General features: G+C 66.3%; 23 protein-coding genes. 8 read left to right on the forward strand and 15 right to left on the reverse strand.

What is annotated here, in order from left to right; all coding sequences use genetic code 11:
- The first annotated feature begins 43 nt into the window (after positions 1–43).
- Entirely contained in the window at positions 44–1,144 is a 1,101-nt protein-coding gene (locus tag PSELUDRAFT_RS16500) for an extracellular solute-binding protein (RefSeq protein ID WP_197693895.1), read from the forward strand.
- A 220-nt stretch (positions 1,145–1,364) separates the two neighbouring features.
- Positions 1,365–2,387 (forward strand): agmatine/peptidylarginine deiminase, encoded by a 1,023-nt coding sequence (locus PSELUDRAFT_RS16505; protein ID WP_157725164.1) that lies wholly within the window; start codon positions 1,365–1,367, stop codon positions 2,385–2,387.
- A 131-nt stretch (positions 2,388–2,518) separates the two neighbouring features.
- On the opposite strand, the gene PSELUDRAFT_RS16510 is transcribed toward PSELUDRAFT_RS16505, so the two are convergent.
- Positions 2,519–2,944, reverse strand: a complete 426-nt coding sequence (locus PSELUDRAFT_RS16510; protein WP_088967867.1) for a thioesterase family protein — start codon at positions 2,942–2,944, stop codon at positions 2,519–2,521.
- Between the two features lie 159 nt (positions 2,945–3,103).
- Here PSELUDRAFT_RS16510 and PSELUDRAFT_RS16515 point away from each other — a divergent pair, with 159 nt between their 5' ends.
- Positions 3,104–3,667, forward strand: coding sequence for a thymidine kinase (locus PSELUDRAFT_RS16515; RefSeq protein WP_088968548.1), 564 nt, complete (start codon positions 3,104–3,106; stop codon positions 3,665–3,667).
- The gene (locus PSELUDRAFT_RS16520; RefSeq protein ID WP_088967868.1) at positions 3,664–4,053 is read left to right on the forward strand and encodes a hypothetical protein; all 390 of its coding nucleotides are present in this window, start codon (positions 3,664–3,666) and stop codon (positions 4,051–4,053) included. Before PSELUDRAFT_RS16515 ends, PSELUDRAFT_RS16520 begins: the two co-directional genes overlap by 4 nt.
- Before the next feature lie 9 nt (positions 4,054–4,062).
- On the opposite strand, the gene PSELUDRAFT_RS16525 is transcribed toward PSELUDRAFT_RS16520, so the two are convergent.
- From PSELUDRAFT_RS16525 to PSELUDRAFT_RS16540, 4 genes are read right to left on the reverse strand one after another with little or no spacing between them, the layout of a single operon-like run.
- Positions 4,063–4,527, reverse strand: coding sequence for an SRPBCC family protein (locus tag PSELUDRAFT_RS16525; protein WP_088967869.1), 465 nt, complete (start codon positions 4,525–4,527; stop codon positions 4,063–4,065).
- Between the two features lie 10 nt (positions 4,528–4,537).
- Positions 4,538–5,188, reverse strand: a complete 651-nt coding sequence (locus tag PSELUDRAFT_RS16530) for a DUF1571 domain-containing protein (RefSeq protein ID WP_088967870.1) — start codon at positions 5,186–5,188, stop codon at positions 4,538–4,540.
- Positions 5,189–5,215: 27 nt separating this feature from the next.
- Positions 5,216–5,632 (reverse strand): quinol oxidase, encoded by a 417-nt coding sequence (locus PSELUDRAFT_RS16535; RefSeq protein WP_088967871.1) that lies wholly within the window; start codon positions 5,630–5,632, stop codon positions 5,216–5,218.
- 21 nt (positions 5,633–5,653) lie between these two features.
- The gene (locus tag PSELUDRAFT_RS16540; RefSeq protein WP_088967872.1) at positions 5,654–6,013 is read right to left on the reverse strand and encodes a hypothetical protein; all 360 of its coding nucleotides are present in this window, start codon (positions 6,011–6,013) and stop codon (positions 5,654–5,656) included.
- 252 nt (positions 6,014–6,265) lie between these two features.
- On the opposite strand from PSELUDRAFT_RS16540, the gene PSELUDRAFT_RS16545 reads away from it, so the two are divergent.
- Positions 6,266–7,213 (forward strand): chromate resistance protein ChrB domain-containing protein, encoded by a 948-nt coding sequence (locus PSELUDRAFT_RS16545; RefSeq protein ID WP_088967873.1) that lies wholly within the window; start codon positions 6,266–6,268, stop codon positions 7,211–7,213.
- Positions 7,210–8,382, forward strand: coding sequence for a chromate transporter (locus PSELUDRAFT_RS16550; protein ID WP_088967874.1), 1,173 nt, complete (start codon positions 7,210–7,212; stop codon positions 8,380–8,382). Before PSELUDRAFT_RS16545 ends, PSELUDRAFT_RS16550 begins: the two co-directional genes overlap by 4 nt.
- Positions 8,383–8,406: 24 nt before the next feature.
- On the opposite strand, the gene PSELUDRAFT_RS16555 is transcribed toward PSELUDRAFT_RS16550, so the two are convergent.
- Genes PSELUDRAFT_RS16555 through PSELUDRAFT_RS16575 form a run of 5 tightly spaced genes read right to left on the reverse strand, consistent with a single transcriptional unit; the run spans position 8,407 to position 12,457 of the window.
- Positions 8,407–9,210 (reverse strand): alpha/beta fold hydrolase, encoded by an 804-nt coding sequence (locus tag PSELUDRAFT_RS16555; RefSeq protein WP_088967875.1) that lies wholly within the window; start codon positions 9,208–9,210, stop codon positions 8,407–8,409.
- Positions 9,211–9,268: 58 nt separating this feature from the next.
- Positions 9,269–10,489 carry a pyridoxal phosphate-dependent aminotransferase gene (locus PSELUDRAFT_RS16560; RefSeq protein ID WP_197693896.1) on the reverse strand — a complete coding sequence of 407 codons (1,221 nt, stop codon included), beginning with the start codon at positions 10,487–10,489 and terminating at the stop codon, positions 9,269–9,271.
- A gap of 2 nt (positions 10,490–10,491) precedes the next feature.
- Entirely contained in the window at positions 10,492–11,133 is a 642-nt protein-coding gene (locus PSELUDRAFT_RS16565) for an RraA family protein (protein WP_197693897.1), read from the reverse strand.
- Positions 11,130–11,792 (reverse strand): RraA family protein, encoded by a 663-nt coding sequence (locus PSELUDRAFT_RS16570; protein ID WP_088967878.1) that lies wholly within the window; start codon positions 11,790–11,792, stop codon positions 11,130–11,132. Before PSELUDRAFT_RS16570 ends, PSELUDRAFT_RS16565 begins: the two co-directional genes overlap by 4 nt.
- The gene (locus PSELUDRAFT_RS16575) at positions 11,789–12,457 is read right to left on the reverse strand and encodes an RraA family protein (RefSeq protein ID WP_088967879.1); all 669 of its coding nucleotides are present in this window, start codon (positions 12,455–12,457) and stop codon (positions 11,789–11,791) included. The genes PSELUDRAFT_RS16570 and PSELUDRAFT_RS16575 overlap by 4 nt, the downstream gene beginning before the upstream one ends.
- A gap of 104 nt (positions 12,458–12,561) precedes the next feature.
- Here PSELUDRAFT_RS16575 and PSELUDRAFT_RS16580 point away from each other — a divergent pair, with 104 nt between their 5' ends.
- Positions 12,562–13,470: a LysR family transcriptional regulator gene (locus PSELUDRAFT_RS16580; RefSeq protein WP_088967880.1), complete on the forward strand. Its 909-nt coding sequence runs from the start codon at positions 12,562–12,564 to the stop codon at positions 13,468–13,470.
- On the opposite strand, the gene PSELUDRAFT_RS16585 is transcribed toward PSELUDRAFT_RS16580, so the two are convergent.
- From PSELUDRAFT_RS16585 to PSELUDRAFT_RS16600, 4 genes are all read right to left on the reverse strand, one after another.
- Positions 13,467–13,862: a VOC family protein gene (locus PSELUDRAFT_RS16585; protein WP_088967881.1), complete on the reverse strand. Its 396-nt coding sequence runs from the start codon at positions 13,860–13,862 to the stop codon at positions 13,467–13,469. The genes PSELUDRAFT_RS16580 and PSELUDRAFT_RS16585 overlap by 4 nt on opposite strands.
- 20 nt (positions 13,863–13,882) lie before the next feature.
- The gene (locus PSELUDRAFT_RS16590) at positions 13,883–14,743 is read right to left on the reverse strand and encodes a DMT family transporter (protein ID WP_088967882.1); all 861 of its coding nucleotides are present in this window, start codon (positions 14,741–14,743) and stop codon (positions 13,883–13,885) included.
- Between the two features lie 183 nt (positions 14,744–14,926).
- Positions 14,927–15,280: a hypothetical protein gene (locus PSELUDRAFT_RS16595; protein ID WP_088967883.1), complete on the reverse strand. Its 354-nt coding sequence runs from the start codon at positions 15,278–15,280 to the stop codon at positions 14,927–14,929.
- Between the two features lie 109 nt (positions 15,281–15,389).
- Positions 15,390–15,743, reverse strand: a complete 354-nt coding sequence (locus PSELUDRAFT_RS16600; RefSeq protein ID WP_088967884.1) for a YkgJ family cysteine cluster protein — start codon at positions 15,741–15,743, stop codon at positions 15,390–15,392.
- A 29-nt stretch (positions 15,744–15,772) separates the two neighbouring features.
- On the opposite strand from PSELUDRAFT_RS16600, the gene PSELUDRAFT_RS16605 reads away from it, so the two are divergent.
- On the forward strand, positions 15,773–16,993 hold the full coding sequence (locus PSELUDRAFT_RS16605) for an alkaline phosphatase family protein (protein WP_088967885.1): 1,221 nt from the start codon (positions 15,773–15,775) through the stop codon (positions 16,991–16,993).
- 147 nt (positions 16,994–17,140) lie between these two features.
- Here PSELUDRAFT_RS16605 and PSELUDRAFT_RS16610 read toward each other — a convergent pair whose 3' ends face one another.
- On the reverse strand, positions 17,141–18,136 hold the full coding sequence (locus PSELUDRAFT_RS16610) for a hypothetical protein (protein WP_088967886.1): 996 nt from the start codon (positions 18,134–18,136) through the stop codon (positions 17,141–17,143).
- Positions 18,137–18,163: the final 27 nt, after the last annotated feature.

Raw genomic sequence — 18,163 nt, forward strand, 5'->3', positions numbered from 1 at the left:
CTGGAGGGCGGCGGGAATAGCAGCCGGAAAACAGAGGAGAGACATGATGAGAATCGACAAATACCCAACGATGGCATTGGCTGCGGGCCTGTGCCTGGCAGCCTGTCTGGCTCAGGCCGCAGGTGTACTCAACATTGCAAACTGGGCGGACTACACCGGCAAAGACACCGTTCCCCGCTTCACGAAGGAAACCGGCATCAAGGTCAATCTTGATCCGATCGACAGCGAAGAAACCCTGCAGACCAAACTGCTGCTTGGCAAATCTTCGATTGATATTGCGGTGCCGGCCAGCAGTTTTCTGCACAACCAGTTACAGGCCGGCTTGTATCAGAAACTCGACAAAAGCCGCCTGAGCAAGCTGGACAAGCTCGATAAAGAGCTGATGAAAAAACTGGCAGTCGTCGACCCCGGCAATCAGTATGGCATTCCGTATGGTTGGGGCACTACCGGCCTGGCCATCAATGTCACCAAGGTACGCCAGATTCTCGGGCCGAACGTGCCGCTGGACAGCTGGGAATTGCTGTACAACCCGCAATACGTCTCCAGGCTCAAACAGTGTGGCGTTGGCTTGCTCGAATCCCCGGTCGATGTACTTGGCTCGATGCTTAAATATCAGCATAAAGATACAACCCGCTTTTCCGGCAGCGATGTGCAGGAAGCTTTTGCCAGGCTCAAGGAAATTCGTACCTATGTGACCCAGGTAAACTCCAGCAGCTATACCAGTGACCTGGCTCAGGGAGACCTGTGCCTGACGATGGCCTGGTCCGGCGATGCGGCAAGAGCGATCCAGCAGGCAAAACAGGGCAAGAAGCCCTACGAAATCAAATACGTACTTCCCAAGGAAGGCGCGGCAATCTGGTTCGACGTCATGGCCATCCCCAAGGACGCACCACACCTGGATGCCGCTTATCAGTGGCTGAACTACATAGAAACCCCCGATGTTCATGCCGGCATCAGCAATGAAACCCTTTATCTGAGTGGCAACAGGGAAGCCAATGCACTGGTAAAGCCGGAAATTCGCAACGACCCGACCATCAGCCCGACACCGGCCCAGATTCTGACCTTGAGCCCGGTGGCAGGCATTACTTCCGAGCAGCAGCGCTTGCTGAATCGTTTGTGGACAGCCTTCAAAGCTGGCCGCTGAGGGCGGGCTGATGGCCACGCAAAAGACCATGCAGGCTAGCCTGCGGCCAACCCTCTCCCGCCTTGCTGTCGCCGACGGCAAGCGCGCTGATGCCCTCAGCGCTGATGTCCTCAGCATTCAAGCCGTCCACAGCTTCTGAGCCGGGGAAGCTTCACCCCGCGCCACTTCTCCCTTGGTACACCGGCCCAGTGCCGGTGCTTTTTTTCAAGGAGCACCACTCGTGAATATCAACACATTCAGCGGTTTTCGCATGCCTGGCGAATTCGAACCCCATGCTGCCTGCCTCATGGCCTGGCCTGGCAAGCCCGTCGCGTGGGACGGGTTTACGCTTGATGCAGTCCAGCAGGATTATCTGCGCGTGGCGCGCGCCATCAGGCAGTTTGAGCCAGTCACATTCGTCGTCGACCCAAGCGCCGAGCGCGAGGCCCGCAATCGGCTTGGCAGCGATTTCGACATCATCACCTTGCCGCTTGCGGAAGCATGGTTCAGAGACACCGGGCCAAGCTTTGTAAAGCAACAGGATGGCAGCCTTGCCGGCGTTTGCTGGCGCTTCAATGGCTGGGGAAACTACAGCCCCGATTACGCGGCAGACACCATGCTCGCGCGTCGCCTGCTTGCAGCGAAAGACCTTCCTGCAATCAGTTCAGCACTGGCAATGGAAGGTGGCGCGCTGCATGTCGATGGCCAGGGAACGCTACTTACCACCGAAACTGTCGTACTGAACAACAACCGCAACCCGGGGATGACGCGCGAGGCCGCGGAAGCGGAATTTCAGCGCACGCTGGGCATCGAGAAAACCATCTGGCTGCCAGGCAGCCACCTCGAAAAAGGTACCGATGGCCATATCGATGGTATTGCCTGCTTTGTTCGGCCAGGCGTCGTGCTTTTCGAAACAAGCTCATCCTGCCGCCCCGCCTATGCCGGGATAACGCAGCGCAACCTTGCCGCCTTGCAAGGCCAGGTGGATGCACAGGGTCGTCAACTGGACATCCTGTTTGTGGCAGAAGCACCGGACCAGCGCTCCTTGAGCCATCAGGCATGGGGCTACTCCACCTCCTACATCAACTGCTATTTGGCCAATGGCGCTGTGGTCATGCCAAAGTTCGGCATCCCGGAGGATGCGCCCGCCTTTGATGCCATCTCAGCGGCCTTCCCGGACCGCACGGTAGTGCAGGTGGACATTTCCGTGCTTGCCGCCGGCGGTGGCGGCATTCATTGCATTACCCAGCAAATCCCGGGGTGACTCTGCGCGTAACAGTTTGCGAACCCGTCAGGCGCTGCCCCGGCAGTGGGCAGCGCCTGGTGCGCATGTACGGCAAGACAGGCCGGAGCCACAAGCACGCCGGCGCAGCCCCTGCTACAAGGTTGGCCGCATCAGGCCTCGGCGCCTGCCGCGCGCAGCATGGCGCGCACCGGCTCGGGTATCGACACCGTCTTGCCGGCCTGATAGTCCACCCACACCAGCGTGGCCTCGCCCACCGCATACACGGCAGTGGGGTCACCTTCCTTGTAGAAGTGGTGCCGCAGCTTGAGGCTGCTGCGGCCAACCTTTTCCACTTCGATGGTGATCGCCACCGTGGCCGGGTAGGTCAGCTCGCGCTTGTAGCTGCAGCTGGTATGCCCCAGCACCGGGCCGATGCCGGCGGGGTCGATGGGGAAGCCGGCGGCTTCCAGCCACTCCACGCGGATCTGCTCCATGTAGCGGAAGTAATAGGTATTGTTGAGATGCCCGACCGCATCCATGTCGCCCCAGCGCATGGTGATGATGCGGGTATCCAGCAGCGGTAGTTGTTTTTCCATGTGTTAGCCCGTGTTGTTGGCGCCCGTCCGTAGCGCAGGCGCTTTATATGTGCAGCGCAGCAATGATACCCGCGCAGTGACGTTAACGTAAGCAGTGTCCGGTTCACCCGGCGCCCGCCGGCGGGTACAATGCCGCCCTTTCCGTATCACGCTGCCGCCATGGCCAAACTTTTCTACCGCTATGCCGCCATGAACAGCGGCAAGAGCACGATGCTGCTGCAGATCGCCCATAACTACGAAACCATGGGCAAGGCAGTGCGGCTGTACACCGCCGCCATCGACGACCGCTACGGCCGCGGCAAGATCACCTCGCGGCTGGACATCCAGCGCGATGCCGACACCTTCGACGCCGGGCATGATTTCCTGGCCGGCAACTACGACGGCCTGGCCTGCCTGCTGCTGGACGAGGCACAGTTCCTCACCCCGGAGCAGGTACGCCAGCTGCACCGTCTGGCGCACACCAGCCAGCTGCCGGTGATCTGCTTCGGCCTGCGCAGCGATTTCCGTGGCGAGCCGTTCCCCGGCGCCGCCTGGCTGCTGGCGCTGGCCGAGGATATCGAGGAGATCAAGACCATCTGCGCCTGCGGCCGCAAGGCCACCATGCACATTCGTACCGATGCCGCCGGCCAGCGCCTGCACCATGGCCCGCAGGTGGAAATCGGCGACGAAAGCCGCTACCACGCGGTATGTGCCGATTGCTTCTACGCCGGAGACCCCGCATGAACGACAAGACCCGCAAACCCGCCGGCAACAAGCAGGCCGAGCAACAGCGCTTTGCCCAGGCCGAGGCTGCCTGCGGCCAGACGCTGGCCCTGTTCGCCACCCTGGCGGAAGACCCGGCCTGGCAAGCGTGCGAGCTGGCCGGCAAGTACGCGCAGATGGCGGCGGTGTACGCGCGCCGCATCCGTAACGGCCGGGTGCTGTGCGCCGCCGATTTCAACGCCGCGGTGGAGGTGTGCACCAGCGCCCGCCGTGCACTGCGCGCGCTGGATGCCGAGCTGCAGTTCGCCGGCCACCCGCAGGCCGCGGCGCTGCAGCAGGCGGCGCAGGGCTGCTACCAGGTGCTGGCCGCCCACCACCAGCTCACCGGCGGCAAACGCCAGGGTTGAGCCAGCCGGCTAGGCAGCCGGCCGCGCCAGCTGCCGGCACAGCCCGCGCCGGCCGGCTTCCATCAGGTAGTCGTGATTCCACTCGAACAGCGGCCGCGCCAGCGGCGCCAGCCAGTTCATCCAGCGTCGGGTGGTACGCACCTGCCACAGGTAGCGCACCACGGTGGCGCCCTGCTCGCGGCTGAACTGCCAGCAGCCCACGCCTTCGACCTCGCCGCTGGCCCGCCCCACCAGCAGCGCCAGCGGCTGTACCGCGGTGATGTGCACGTCGAAACTCAGCCGATACGGCAGCGCGCCCTTCCACACGTAGCGCTGGCGCGCCCCCACGCCGGCGGCGTCGCCGGGCGCCAGTTCCAGCACTTCCTCCACGCCCTGCCACCACTGCGGCCAACTGCGCACGTCGTAGATCACGCGCCACACCTCCTCCAGCGGCGCATCGAAACGCCACTGGGTGCAGAAGCGGTATTCGGCCATGCCTGCCACCTCACTGCGAAGCGCGCTGCGGCTGGAACCAGTCGTCCGGCAGCGTCACGTCGAACTCGACGTCATCCATCCACACCGTTTCCAGCTCGGCGCCATCCGCACCGTAGCTGACCACCTTGAGCGGGAACAGGTGATCGCGCTCCAGCCACAGCTGGAAGCGGTGCACGCCGTCCACCGCCTGGCCATCGCCGCCGGTAACCGTTACCGGCCAGGCCTGCCAGTGCCCCAGCGGCGCCATCTGCGCCCGCTCCAGGCTGCCGTGCTGCAGCAGACGCTGCACGTTTTCCAGCAGCACGCCCACGTGCGAGCGGTCCACGGTATGGCCGTAGGGGTCGCGGATCAGCCGGTTGTCCGGCGCCAGTTTCAATTGCGGGAAATGCCCCAGGCCGAACGGCCACAGCCGCACCTCGCGGCTGCCGGGGTCGTAGACCAGCACCGCGCCGTGGTGCGGGGTATCGAAATCCAGGCGCAGCCACCCAGGCCGGCGGTAGCTGTAGTGAATCCGCTGCGGCGCATGCCTGGCCGACGCCGAGCGCAAGGTGACGCGGTAGCTGTCCAGCGCCTGGAAGTGCGCCATGGCCGCGGCCAGCAGGTCCGCTTCGTCAGCGGGCGCGCCGGCCAGCGCGGCCACGGCAAGCAGGGTCAACAGCATGTTCGGGAACCTCCCTCCCTTGCCGCGCTACTCCACCACTTCCAGCACACCTTCCATGCCGCGCGCGCGGTGGCTGGCGAAGAACAGCAGCTTGTGCGCGCAGTAGTAGGGATAGCTCCCCACCACCGTGGGCACGAAGCGGACCAGCTTGGGCTGTGCGGCCAACTCGGTGCGGATGTTCATGCCGGCCTGCGGCGCTTCCAGCACGAAGCTGTGCGGAATCAGCCCCGACTCCATCTGCAGCGACAACTCCACCGGCACCCCGGCGCGCACGATGATGTGGGCGGGGTGGAAGAAATAACTGCCGCCCACCACCTGCACACGCTGCACGCCGTCGCCATCCACCTTGGCGCGGTAGGGCTCATCGCCGGCCCGCGCCCCTGCCGTAACAGTCAGCAGCGCCAGCAGCAACAGGCCGCGCCAGCTCAGGCAGTTTCCATCCATAGTCACCTCCCGAACGTCGTATCAGGGCCGGGCCACGTGCCACATGCCACCCATGCCATCACCGCTGTGTTCACCCGGTTTGCTGTCCCCGGACCAGCGGTACAGCGGCCGCCCCTGGTAGGCCCACTGCATCTTGCCGTCCGCCCGCTTGAACATGCTCCACTTGCCAGCGGCCTTGTCATACGCATCGGCCACCACCGGCAGCCAGGAGCTGCTGCAACCTTCATTACAGGCACTGTTGCCCGGCTTGTCCTTGTCGAACACATACAAGGTCATGTGGTGCTCATCCACCAGCATGCCTTTGCCCACTTCCGGCTGCTCGGCCATTGCCGGCAGCACGCCACCGGCCACCAGGGCCAGCAGCAACATGATCTGCTTCATCTCACTACTCCTTGCCGATGCGCCGGTCGCCGCGCCCCTATGGGCAAAGGCGTCACCATGCACGCCACGGCGGCACAACGCTTCACTCCCCCTATAGCCCGCTTTTGCCCGCAGGGCCATATAAAATCCACCATCTTTTGCCCGCACGCACCGGTGGCCGGCAGCCACGGAAGGGGCATGACCACCGCCCGGCACATGCATAGCAGAAAAACATATTTGTAGTACTCGCTACCAGAAAGTAGCATTCACTACATGAATACCTGGCTACTGCTGATCACCACCCTGCCCACCGAAAACGCCACCGCACGCATGCGCGCCTGGCGCGCGCTGAAGGCATCCGGCGCCGCCGTGCTGCGCGACGGCGTCTACCTGCTGCCCGACCACCCACCCTGCACCGATGCGTTACGCGCCGTGGCTGCCGACGTGCAGGACAACGGCGGCAGCGTGTACCTGCTGCCGCTGGCGGCGGATGGCATGCCGCCGTTTGCCGGCCTGTTCGACCGCCAGCAGGACTACGCCGCGCTGCTGGCCGAGGTGACGCAGCTGCGTGCCACGCTGACAGCAAGCAACGCCGACGATGCCTTGAAGCCGGCCCGCAAGCTGCGCAAGACCCTGGCGGCACTGGCCGCCATCGATTTCTTCCCCGGCGAGGCGCAGGGCCAGGCGGAAGCCGCCGTGGCCGAGCTGGAGCAGCAACTGGCCCGCCTTCTGTCTCCCGACGAGCCGCAGCCGGCGGCCGGCACCGTCCCCCGCCTTGATGAGGCCAACTACCAGGGCCGGCTGTGGGCCACGCGCCGCCGCCCCTGGGTGGACCGGGTGGCCAGCGCCTGGCTGATCCGCCGCTTCATCGATGCCGATGCCCGCTTCCTGTGGCTGGAGCAGCCACAACACTGCCCGGCCGATGCGCTCGGCTTCGATTTCGACGGTGCCAGCTTCAGCCACGTCGGCCAGCGGGTGACTTTCGAAGTGCTGCTGGCCAGCTTCGGGCTGGAGCAGGATGCAGGCCTGCTGCGGCTGGCCGCCATGGTGCACACGCTGGACGTGGGCGGGGTAATGGTGCCGGAGGCCGGTGGCTTCGAAGCCATGCTGCACGGCGCGCGCCAGCGCCTAGCCGATGACGACCAGCTGCTGGCCGAGGCCTCGCTGATGCTGGATTCGCTGTACGCCTACTTCTGCCTGCCACAAGGGAGCCCGACATGACCGCCACCACCCTCGCCGCACCGCGCTACACCCTGTGGCAGCTGCTGCGCTACTTCCTGCAGCTGGGCACGCTGGGCTTTGGCGGCCCGGTGGCGCTGGTGGGCTATATGCATCGCGATTTGGTGGAACGCCGCGGCTGGATCAGCGAAGCGGACTACAAGGAAGGGCTGGCGCTGGCCCAGCTCGCGCCCGGGCCGATGGCAGCCCAGACCGCCATCTACCTGGGCTATGTGCACTACCGCGCACTGGGCGCCACCCTGGTGGGGCTGGCCTTCGTGCTACCGTCGTTCCTGATGGTGCTGGCGCTGGGCTGGGCTTACCAGCGCTTTGGCGGTTTGCAGTGGATGCAGGCGGTGTTCTACGGCGTGGGCGCCGCGGTCATCGGCATCATCGCCATCAGCGCGCACAAGCTCACCGTCAAGAGCCTGGGCCGCGACAAGCTGCTGTGGGCGATCTACCTGACCCTGCTCGCCGTCACCGTCATCACCGAATCGGAAATCGCCTGGCTGTTCCTGGCAGCCGGCGTGCTGGGCTGGCTGTGGCATGCGCCGCCGCGCTGGCTGCCCCGCTCCGGCGCCAATGCGGTGGCCGCCGTGCAGCTGCCCGCCGCCGGCAGCCTGCTGAGCGGGCTGGACTGGCCGCTGCTGAGCCAGATCGGCGTGTTCTTCACCAAAGCCGGCGCCTTCGTGTTCGGCTCCGGGCTGGCCATTGTGCCCTTCCTGTACGGCGGCGTGGTCACCGAGCACCACTGGCTCAGCGACAAGCAGTTTGTGGACGCGGTGGCGGTGGCGATGATCACCCCCGGCCCAGTGGTGATCACCGTCGGCTTCATCGGCTACCTGGTGGCCGGCCTGCCCGGCGCCTGCGTGGCCGCGCTGGGCACCTTCCTGCCCTGCTACCTGTTCACCGTGCTGCCGGCGCCGTACTTCAAGAAATACGGCAAGCTGCCGGCGGTAGTGGCCTTCGTCAACGCCATCACCGCCGCTGCGGTGGGCGCCATCACCGGCTCGGTGATCGTCATCGCCCGCCGCTCGCTGGTCGACATCCCCACCGTGCTGCTGGCACTGGCCGCCGTACTGCTGCTGTGGCGCTTCAAGAAACTGCCGGAGCCGCTGCTGGTGGCCGGCGCAGCCGCACTCGGCCTACTGCTGTACCCGCTGCTGCACTGATGGTTGGCCGCAAGCTGCCCCACGTCAGGCGCCGATGAAATCCGCCAGCGCCCGCCACATGAACGGCGGGTTGGCATACATAGGAAAGTGGCCGCACGCCGGCACCTCGGCCAACCGTACGCCGTGGCGGCGGATGTGCGCCAGGTAGCTCAGGCCGGCGTTCTGCTCGCCATACATGAACATCTTGCGGCAAGGCAGCGACAGGAAGCGCGTCATCAGCTCGCCGTGATCCGACAGCGCCACCATGGATTCGAAGATGCCGCGCACCGCGCCGGCGCGCACCTTGTGCCGCAGGTTGGCCGCATACAGCGCACTGGACCACGCCGGCGCCTGATAGGTACGGGCGATGAAATCGTCGAAGAAGGCCTGCACATCCGGGTTGGCATGCTCGACGATCTGCCGGCTCAAAAAGCAGTCCTCCGGCGCGATATTGCCCTCGATATTGCAGAAGCTGATAACGCGGCCCGGCAACTGCGACGCCAGCAGCAAGGCGGTGAGCCCGCCCATGGAGTGTCCCACCAGGTGGAATTTGTCCACCCGGTAGTGCTGCAGCACCCGCAGCGCGGTGCCAAGCAGCAAGGGTATCGACACCCTAGTCAGGTCGCTGCAGCCGCTGTCGCCACAGCCCGGCGCATCGTAGGCGATGAGCGGATGCCCGTCGAAGGCGGCGTGCCGCACCATGTCGGCGTAGTCCTCCTTGCTGGAGCCGAAGCCGTGCAGAAACAGGATGGGCGCCTTGTCGCCAGGGCGATGGAGGGCAGCCAGATCCAGCGCCACGCCATCGATTTCGAATGCCAGCCGCTGGCTGGCGAGTTGCTTTGTCGTCATATGCAGTTCACTGAGTAAAGTGTGCGGCCAACCTTGCAGGCAGGCCGCAACGGGTGGCCTAGTCGCCGGCGTACATCACCGCTTCGCAGAAATCGCGTATCGCCGCACAGGCCTGCTCCAGCGCGGCATCGTCCAGCGCGTAGGCGATGCGCAGATAAGGCCCCAGCCCGAAGGCACTGCCCTGCACCACTGCCACGCCGGCTTCGTCCAGCAGTGCGGCGGCCACGTCGGCATCGCTATGCAGCGGTCGGCCCGCCGGGCTGCGGCGCCCCAGCAGGGCGGCGCAGTCGGCGAACACGTAGAACGCACCGCCCGGCGCCTCGCAATGCAGGCCGGGGATGGCGTTCAGCCACTGCAGCATGCGGTCGCGGCGGCGGGCGAATACCTCACATGCCTGGCCGATGAAATCCTGCGGCCCGTTCAGCGCTGCCAGTGCGGCATGCTGCGCAATGGAGCAGGCGCCGGAGGTCTGCTGGCCCTGCAGTTTTTCCATCGCTTGCAGCAGCCAGCGCGGGCCGGTGGCATAGCCGATGCGCCAGCCGGTCATGGCATAGGATTTCGACACGCCGTTCATAGTCAGCGTGCGCGGCTGCAGCCGCGGCTCGACCTGGGCCAGGGTGTGGAAGGGCTGGCCATCGAACAGCAGGTGCTCGTAGATATCGTCCGACAGCACCAGCAGCTGCGGGCGGGCCAGCAGCACCACCGCCAGCGCCTGCAGCTCCTCGCGGCGGTATACCGCGCCACTGGGGTTGGACGGTGAGTTGAGGATCAACCAGCGCGTACGCGGGGTAATGGCCGCCGCCAGCGCCTCGGCAGTGAGCTTGAAGCCGCTGCCCTGCCCGCAGGGCACGATCACCGGGCGGGCGCCGCACAGCTGCACGATCTCCGGGTAGCTCACCCAGTACGGCGCCGGCACGATCACCTCATCGCCCTCGTTCAGCGTGGCCGCCAGCGCATTGAAGATCACCTGCTTGCCGCCGGAGCAGACGATGGTGTCCTGCCAGTCCACCGCCAGGCCGTTTTCACGGCGGAACTTGTCGGCCACCGCCTCGCGCAGTGCGCGCAGACCGGCCACCTGGGTGTAGCGGGTGTGGCCGGCGTCAATAGCGGCAATGGCTGCGGCGCGGATGTGTGCCGGCGTATCGAAATCCGGCTCGCCGGCACACAGCGAAATCACCGGCCGACCAGCGGCGCGGCGTGCCGCCACGCGATCCATCACCTGGTAGGTGGCCGACGCCCTGGCGCTCGCCAGGTGCCGGTTCAAGAATTGCTCGCTCATATTCATACCCTCTCGCGCCAGGCAGCCAGGCCCATCAGCTCCAGGGTGGTCGCCCCCTGCGTCAGCTGGCTCATCATCATGCTTTCCTTGTCGGCGCGCGCTTCTCCGGCCTGCAGCGTACGCGCCGCATCCACCGCCGGGATGATCACCACACCGTCGTCGTCCGCCACCAGCAGGTCGCCGGCAGCCACCGGCGCGCCGCCGAAGATCAGCGGCTGGCCCACTGCCGGCGCACTGGCCTTCACCGTGCCGCGCACCGATACGCCACGGGCAAATACCGGGAAGCGTCGCTTGGCGATGGCGGCGATGTCGCGCACGCCGCCGTTGATCACCAGGCCGGCAAGGCCGGCCGCCTCCGCCGCCACGGTCAGCACCTCGCCCCAGTAGCCGGCGATGAAGCCGGCGGCATCCACCACCAGCACGCTGCCGCGCGGCGCGCGCTCCAGCGCAATGTGGATGGCCAGGTTGTCGCCGGGCGAGCACTGCAGCGGGTAGGCCGGCGCAGCGATGAAGGCGCCGGGCCAGATGCTGCGGATCTGCGGGTCCACCGCGCAAGGTTGGCCGCATGCCTCGTACAGGGTGGCGCTACCCAGCTGGCGGCAGCGCGCCGCCAGCGCCGGGTCGGTAAACAGTTGCTCCATCATGCTTTCCTTTGCAGGGTGTGGTAGCCCAGCGCGGCGCGCGCCTCGGCCAGGCTGCAGCCGTCGGCCAGTTGCTGGCGGATGCCGGCTTCCACGGTTTCGATCTGCTGTGCCAGCGCCGCCACTTCCGCCGCACGCCCGCGCGGCACCACCACCACGCCGTTGGCGTCGGCCACCACGATGTCGCGCGGCTCGACGCGCGCATTGCCTATCGATACCGTGCCGTTCACCGTCTCCACCTGCACGCGGTCCTTGCCGGTGCGCATGAAGCGCCCACGGCTGAACAGCGGATAGCCATCGCCCAGCGCCTTGTTCACGTCACGGCACACGCCGTCGATGACGGTGCCGGCGATATGCCGCAGCCCGGCGTACTGGGTCATGATGTCGCCCCAGACCGTGCAGTCGCTGCGGCCATCGTTGTCGATCACCACCACGTCGCCGGCGGCTACATCGTCGATGAAATCGCCCACCGTGCCCGGCGGCGTACTGGCCGCCACGTATTTGACGGTGAATGCCGGCCCAACCACCACCTGGCAGTAGTTGTCCAGCGGCAGAATGCCCAGGCACTGCCCCGACAGGCCCAGCCTGTCCATGGCGTCGGATACGCCGGCGGTGTCCAGGCCGGCGAACAGCGCCACCAGCTCGCGATCTTGCTGATTCATTTGCCGCCCTCCTGCCTGATGGCCTCGAATTGGCTGTCGTGCATCACCTCTTCCACCGAGCGGCCGCTGCGCACCGCCGCCACCATGCCGTCCTGCCGCCGCGCGATGCGCTCGGCCAGCGCCAGCACTTCTTCGATGCGCGCCGCCGGCACGAATACCGTGCCGCAGTTGTCGGCAATCACGTAGTCGTCCTGCGCCACCTGCACGCCGGCCATGTTCACCGGCTGGCCGGACGACAGCTGGATCAAGCGGTTGCGCGCGCTGATCATGGTGACGCCGCGGCCAAACACCGGGTAGCCGATATCGGCACTGCCGTCGATATCGCGGCTGAAGCCGTCGATCACCGTGCCGCGCACGCCCTTCACCTGCGCGGCATTGGCCAGGATGTCGCCCCAGCAGGAAATACCGTCCACGCCGCCGGCAATCACCAGCACGCGCTCGTCGCTGTCCACGGCGGCAATTACCGGCGAGATCAGGTGCACGGCCGGGGCGCTGTCGGTCTTGCGCCCCAGCTGTACGGTGCTGGCGCGGCCAACTACCGTGGGGCACGGCCATAGCGGGCGCAGGCCGCAGCTGGCGCCGGGCAGGTCCAGAAAATCGAGCGCATCGGACACCGTGTTGCTGTCCAGCCGGCTCAGGCGCTGCAGCAGGTTTGCTTCACTCATCGAACTCTCCTTGTGGGCTTGTGTGCTGCTACTTTCCACCCTACAGTTCGATAGGTAAATTCCGTATTTTGTAACGTTCACATACGCCAAACCTATCAATCGCCATGATCAACTTCCGCCTTATCCGCCACCTGTGGCTGTTCCTCGCCGTAGCCGAGGAACAGCATTTCGGCCGCGCCGCCAAGCGCCTGGGCATGTCGCAGCCACCGCTTACCGAGCAGATCCAGATCCTGGAACAGGCACTGAAAGTGAAGCTGTTCGAGCGCTCGCGTCGTGGCGCGCAGCTCACCGCGGTTGGCCACGCCATCCTGCCGGCAGTAAGAAAATTCGCCGAACAGCTGGAAAGCCTGGAGCTGGCGGTAAGGGAGGCGGCAGCCGGACAGACCGGCACACTGACCATAGGTGCCATCACCTCGGCTATGCTGGACGTGCTGCCGGGGCTGATCACGCGCATCCGCCAGGAGCACCCGGGGCTGACGGTGGCGGTAAAGGAAATAGACAGCTACGAGGCGATACCGGCGTTGCAGAGTGGCGATATCGATCTGGCGTTTGCCAGGCTGGAAGGCAGGCTGGACGAGGATATCCAGTCGCTGCCATTGCAGGAGGACCCGCTGGCGGTGGCGCTGCCGGCCGGCCACCCGCTGAGCGACGGCGAGGCCCTGCCGCTGGCGGCATTGGCGCAGCAGGACTTCATCATGTTTGCGCGCAAGGTGAGCCCGCTGTCGTACGACACGCTGATCACCGCCTGCCGCAACAGCGGGTTTTCCCCGCGCGTGCTGCACGAGGTGCGCTCGGTTGCCTCGCAGATCGCCTTCGTCGGCATGGGACAGGGCGTGGCGCTGGTGCCGGCGTCAGTGCGCGGCATGGCGCCAGCCAATGTGGTGATCCGCCCGCTGGCGGACCAGCTGCACGTGGTCACCACCGCCATGGCGTGGAACAGCCGGCGGGAAAACCAGCTGACGCGCGAGGTGATTGCCACCATCACCCGCCAGCCGCCGGCCGGTGACAGCTAGGGCTGGTAGCTGGAGATTTCTACCAGGTTGCCGTCCGGGTCGCGCACGTAGAGCGACAGGATGCGGCCCATGGCGCCGGTGCGCGGCACCGGGCCTTCTTCTATGGCTACCCCGTGCGCCTTCAGCTGCGCGGCCACCTGTTCCAGCGGCAGGCTCGCCACGAAGCACAGGTCCAGCGCGCCCGGCGTCGGCAGCAGCGCCTTGGGCTCGAACTCGCGCCCCTTGAGATGCAGATTGATCTTCTGGCTGCCGAACTTCAGTGCCAGGCGCTCCACCGGCGGGGTGCCGCCGACGAAGCTTTCCAGCGTCATGCCCAATACGTCGCGATAGAAAGCGATACAGCGCGCCAGGTCGGCGGTGGTCAAAACAATGTGGTCGATGGCGGCGATCATGCGTGTCTCCCGGGTGATGTCTAGCGGCGGCTGGCCAGCAGTACGCCGCCGATCACCAGCACGGTGCCGGCCAGCTGCGGCAGCGATACCGGCTCATGCAGCAGCCACCAGCCAAAGAAAATGGTCAGCGCCGGGCCCAGCGTGCCGATCAGCACGGTACGCGCCGCACCCAGGTGGCGGATGGCGGTGGACTGCCAGAAGATGGGCAGCATGGTGGAAAACAGCGCCATGCCCAGGCTGTAACCGTACACCGGCAGCGGCAGCTGCAGCACCTGCAACGGGCGCGACAGCACGAAGTGCAGCGTCACCGCCGCGGTGGCGGTGAGGATGGCCAGGATGGAAAAACGCAGCGAACCCAGCCGCTGGATGGCCAGCTCGGAGCCGGCGCTGTACAGCGCATACAGCACCGCGCAGCCGAACACGAAGCCGGCGCCGATCAGCACGCTCTGCAATTCGCGGCTCTGGCTGGCGTCGTGCACGAAGGCAATGGCGATGCCGCCATAGGACAGCGCCGCAGCCAGTAGCATGCGCCCTTCCGCCTTGCGCCCCAGGAACAGCACGCCTATCAGGATGGTAAGCGTGGGATAGGTGAACAGGATCAAGCGCTCCAGCCCGGCGGAGATGTATTGCAGGCCGTAGAAATCGAGCATGCTGGAACCGTAGTAACCGGCCACGCCCAGCATGAGCAGCAGGCCGACATCCCTTGCGGCCAACCTTGGCATGTCCCGCAGCACCGGCAGCGCCGCCAGCAGTACAAACGGCAGGCACAGCACCATGCGCAGGGTGAGCAGGGTTACCGCATCCACCGTGGCCGCGGCGTAGGCCAGTTTGACGAAGATGGCCTTGAAGGAAAAACCGAATGCCGCCAGCAGGGCAAACATGACGCCGCGTCGTGGCGCGGCCTGTACCGTATTCAATTTTCGACTTTCGTGATCAGACCCCGCCATGGTCTTTGCCGGCGCCGGCATTGTGAAATACTTTTAGCCTAAGGCGGTGATACGCGCCGCATATCGCCGGCGGCGGCAGCAAGCAAAAAGGTTGGCCGCGGCCAACCTTTTTTACTGTCAGGCACCCTTGTGCCGCCGCGTTTTGCGCCGCGCCGGCGGCGGCTCGATGTCGAACTCGAACAGCGAGGCGGTGCGGCCGGTCTGCGACTGGCAGGCAATCAGCATGGCACGGTTGATGGCTTCCTTCTTGCTCACCCCCCACCACTCGATCATCTTGTCCAGCGCCTTCTGCGCATCGCGCGACAGCTCCACCGTGACCGACAGCTCCTGCAGCCGGTTGCGCCGCAGTTCACGGCTGCGGCGCTTGCGCTCCGCCGGCGTCATAGCCCGCTCCCCCAGCGGTTTGCGACCGGGCTTGGCGCGTACGCCGCCAATCAGGTCAATGGTGTAGTGATCGCAGGGGTCTCGCATGGGTTGGGTGACGCGTCACGCTGAAAAAAGGGGCGCAAGGATAGCACGAAGCGTGCCCCCGGCCCAAGCCGTGGCGCACAATACCCCTACAGCATGGCGGCCGGCGACCCTACCAGTCCTCCACCGGCAGCGGCGGCAGGCCGTGGCGGCTGCGCGCGCGGTTGCAGGCTTCCTCGTAGATGCCTACCGAGGCCAGCTGGCCGAATTCGCGGCACGGCGACGGGCGATGCTCGTAGATGCTGCACGACACCTGCACGCCCACCTCGCCCACCAGCGCCACGCAGCGCGATACCGATTCGTCGGTGCCGCACATGCGCATGGTGTTGTTCACCTCGTGCACCGCCATCTGCGGCGGCACACCCGGCACGTCGCCATGGGCGAGTTCGGACTTGTGGAAGGACACGCGGAAGGCGGCGCAGCAGGCGCCGCACTCGGTACAGCTGACGCGAAGAGCAGATTGCATGGCAAGCGGATGGGCAGGCACGGCCCGGCATGGTAAAACCCGCACTATACCCGCCACTTGCCACCCTCGCCATGCACACGCCCGACCAGCTTCCCGCTACCCTGCCCCGCCCCGACTACCTGCTAAGCCTGGCCAACCTGGCGGCGCGCCTGCATGGCCGCCACGGCGTGCCGCCGCTGCAGCATGCGCTGCTGGACGGGCTGGAAGAAATCGAAACCGTGATCCTGCTGCTGATCGACGGCATGGGCGAGGCACAGCTGGCCGAGCTGGCGCCGGATGGCTGGCTGGCGCATCAGCCGCGCACCCGGCTGCACTCGGTGTTCCCCAGCACCACCACGGCGGCAATCACCACCCTGCTCACCGGCGCGGCGCCGTCCGAGCACGGCCTGCTGTCCTGGCACGTGTGGGCGCCGCAGGCCGGCTGCATCGCCACGCCGCTGCCACTGCGCGAGCACTGGCGTGCGGAAGGCGAAGCGCTGCCGGACCAGACGCTGGCCGCCGCGCTGTACACCCAGCCTTCGGCACTGGCCGGCGGCGACCGCCGCCACTACGTGCTGCAGCCCGAGTACATTGCCGATTCGCAGTACAGCCGCCACCACGGCGGCGCGGCCGAGGCGCTGCCCTGGCACGGCTACGATGCGCTGTTCGCGCAGCTGGCGGCACTGGCACGCCAGCCGGGGCGCAAGTTCATCTATGCCTATATTCCGGACCTGGATTCGCTGATGCATCACAAGGGCACCCGCCACCCCAGGGCAGCGCAGCTGCTGCAGCGTATCGATGCGCACTGCGCCGCGCTGGCGGTCACGCTACCCGCCAGTGCGCGGCTGCTGGTCACCGCCGACCACGGCCAGCTGGACATTCCGCCGGAAAAGCTGCTGTTCATCAACGACTACCCCGAGCTGGCCGCCATGCTGGCGCGGCCGCTGTGGGGCGAGCCGCGGGTGGCGTTCTGCACGCCGCGGCCGGAATGCCGCGATGCCTTCCCAGCCTCCATCGAGGCGGCACTGGGGCATGTGCTGTGGGTATTGAAGGCGGAAGACGTGCTGGCGGCGCAGTGGTTCGGCCCGGCGCCGCAGCACCCGCAGTTGGCCGCAAGGGCCGGCGACTACGTGCTGCTGCTGAAGGATGACTGGGGCCTGCTGCAGATGGTGGATGACAGCGAGCGGCCGCGGCTGATCGGCAACCACGGCGGCCTGAGCGCCGCCGAGATGCAGATTCCGCTGATTGTGTATCAGGGCACGGCCGGCTGAGCGCCTGCCCACGATCTGCTGCGCGTCGGCGATACGGCGTTAAAAACGGCCCAGGAAGGCTCGTTTACTCTGTATAAACTCCGCGCCCCTCAGTTTTTGCCTTGTCTCGCCCTAGCTCGCCAGATCGTGAACACACTCGGCGCACGCTCACAGTACCGGCGTGCTCTCCTGCTGCGGCCAACGTTGCTGCCATTCGCGCCAGGCCTCGCGGCTGAGCGTGGCCGGAAACACCGCGCGGCGGCGCTGCTGCAGGTAGCCCAGCAGCACTTCGGCATAGTCCAGCTGCTGCCCGCCCTGCTCCGGCGGCGTCAGCACTCCCATGCGATTCACCCAGACCGTATCCTGCCGCGCCTGGATGTATTCCTCCGGGCCATCCAGCACCTGCTGCAGCAGGAGCAGCTTGCCGCTGAGCGAGCCCGGTTGGCCACCGGCCAGCAGTTCGCGCTCCACCTCATCCAGCCGCTGCTCGGCCTGCTCGCGGCTCAGGTTGCTGCCCAGGCTCAGCGCCTCGGCATTGAGCAGGCTGCTGCCGCTCTTCAGCTGCAACTGCAGCGCCTGGCGTTCGATCTGCAGCAGCTTGTGCCGCGCCTCCAGCTGCTGCATGCCCTGCCCCAGGCTGGCGCACCACACCGCAAACGCATGCTCGCGCCCCTTGCGCACCGCTTCCTCGCGGGTGCTGCCGGCGGCAACGAAGCGGTGGCGGTCGAAGCTCAGCACCGTCTGCGGCACGTCCTTGCGAATGGAGCCATCCGGCAGCAGCACGCTGCCGAGGCGGTGCGATTCGGTAGGCTGCATCGACAGCATCAGCTGCACGGTGTCGGCGGACGACGGGTGGGAAAAATACTCGTGCAGCGATTCGCTGCCGGCCAGGATGTCACTGAGCGACTGCGGCGAGGCAAACAGCAGGCCGACGCGGCGGTCCAGGCTGTAGCCGGGCACGCTCAGGTCCAGCGAATCCGGCAGGTGGTCGCACAGGTCGTGCATGTACTGCAGGGTGCGTTTCACCCCGCGGCGCAGCTTGCGGCGGCCGTCCGGCAGCAGGCGGATGCGCGGGTCAACCTCCTCCACCAGCAGCTCCATCGCCGCTTCCACGTTTTGCCGGGTAATTGCCTGGGCATTGCCCAGCAGCCATTCCCACATCATTGCCCTGCCCTCGCCATGTATATAGCC

It is taken from the genome of Vogesella sp. LIG4 (genome assembly GCF_900090205.1).
GTDB lineage: Bacteria > Pseudomonadota > Gammaproteobacteria > Burkholderiales > Chromobacteriaceae > Vogesella.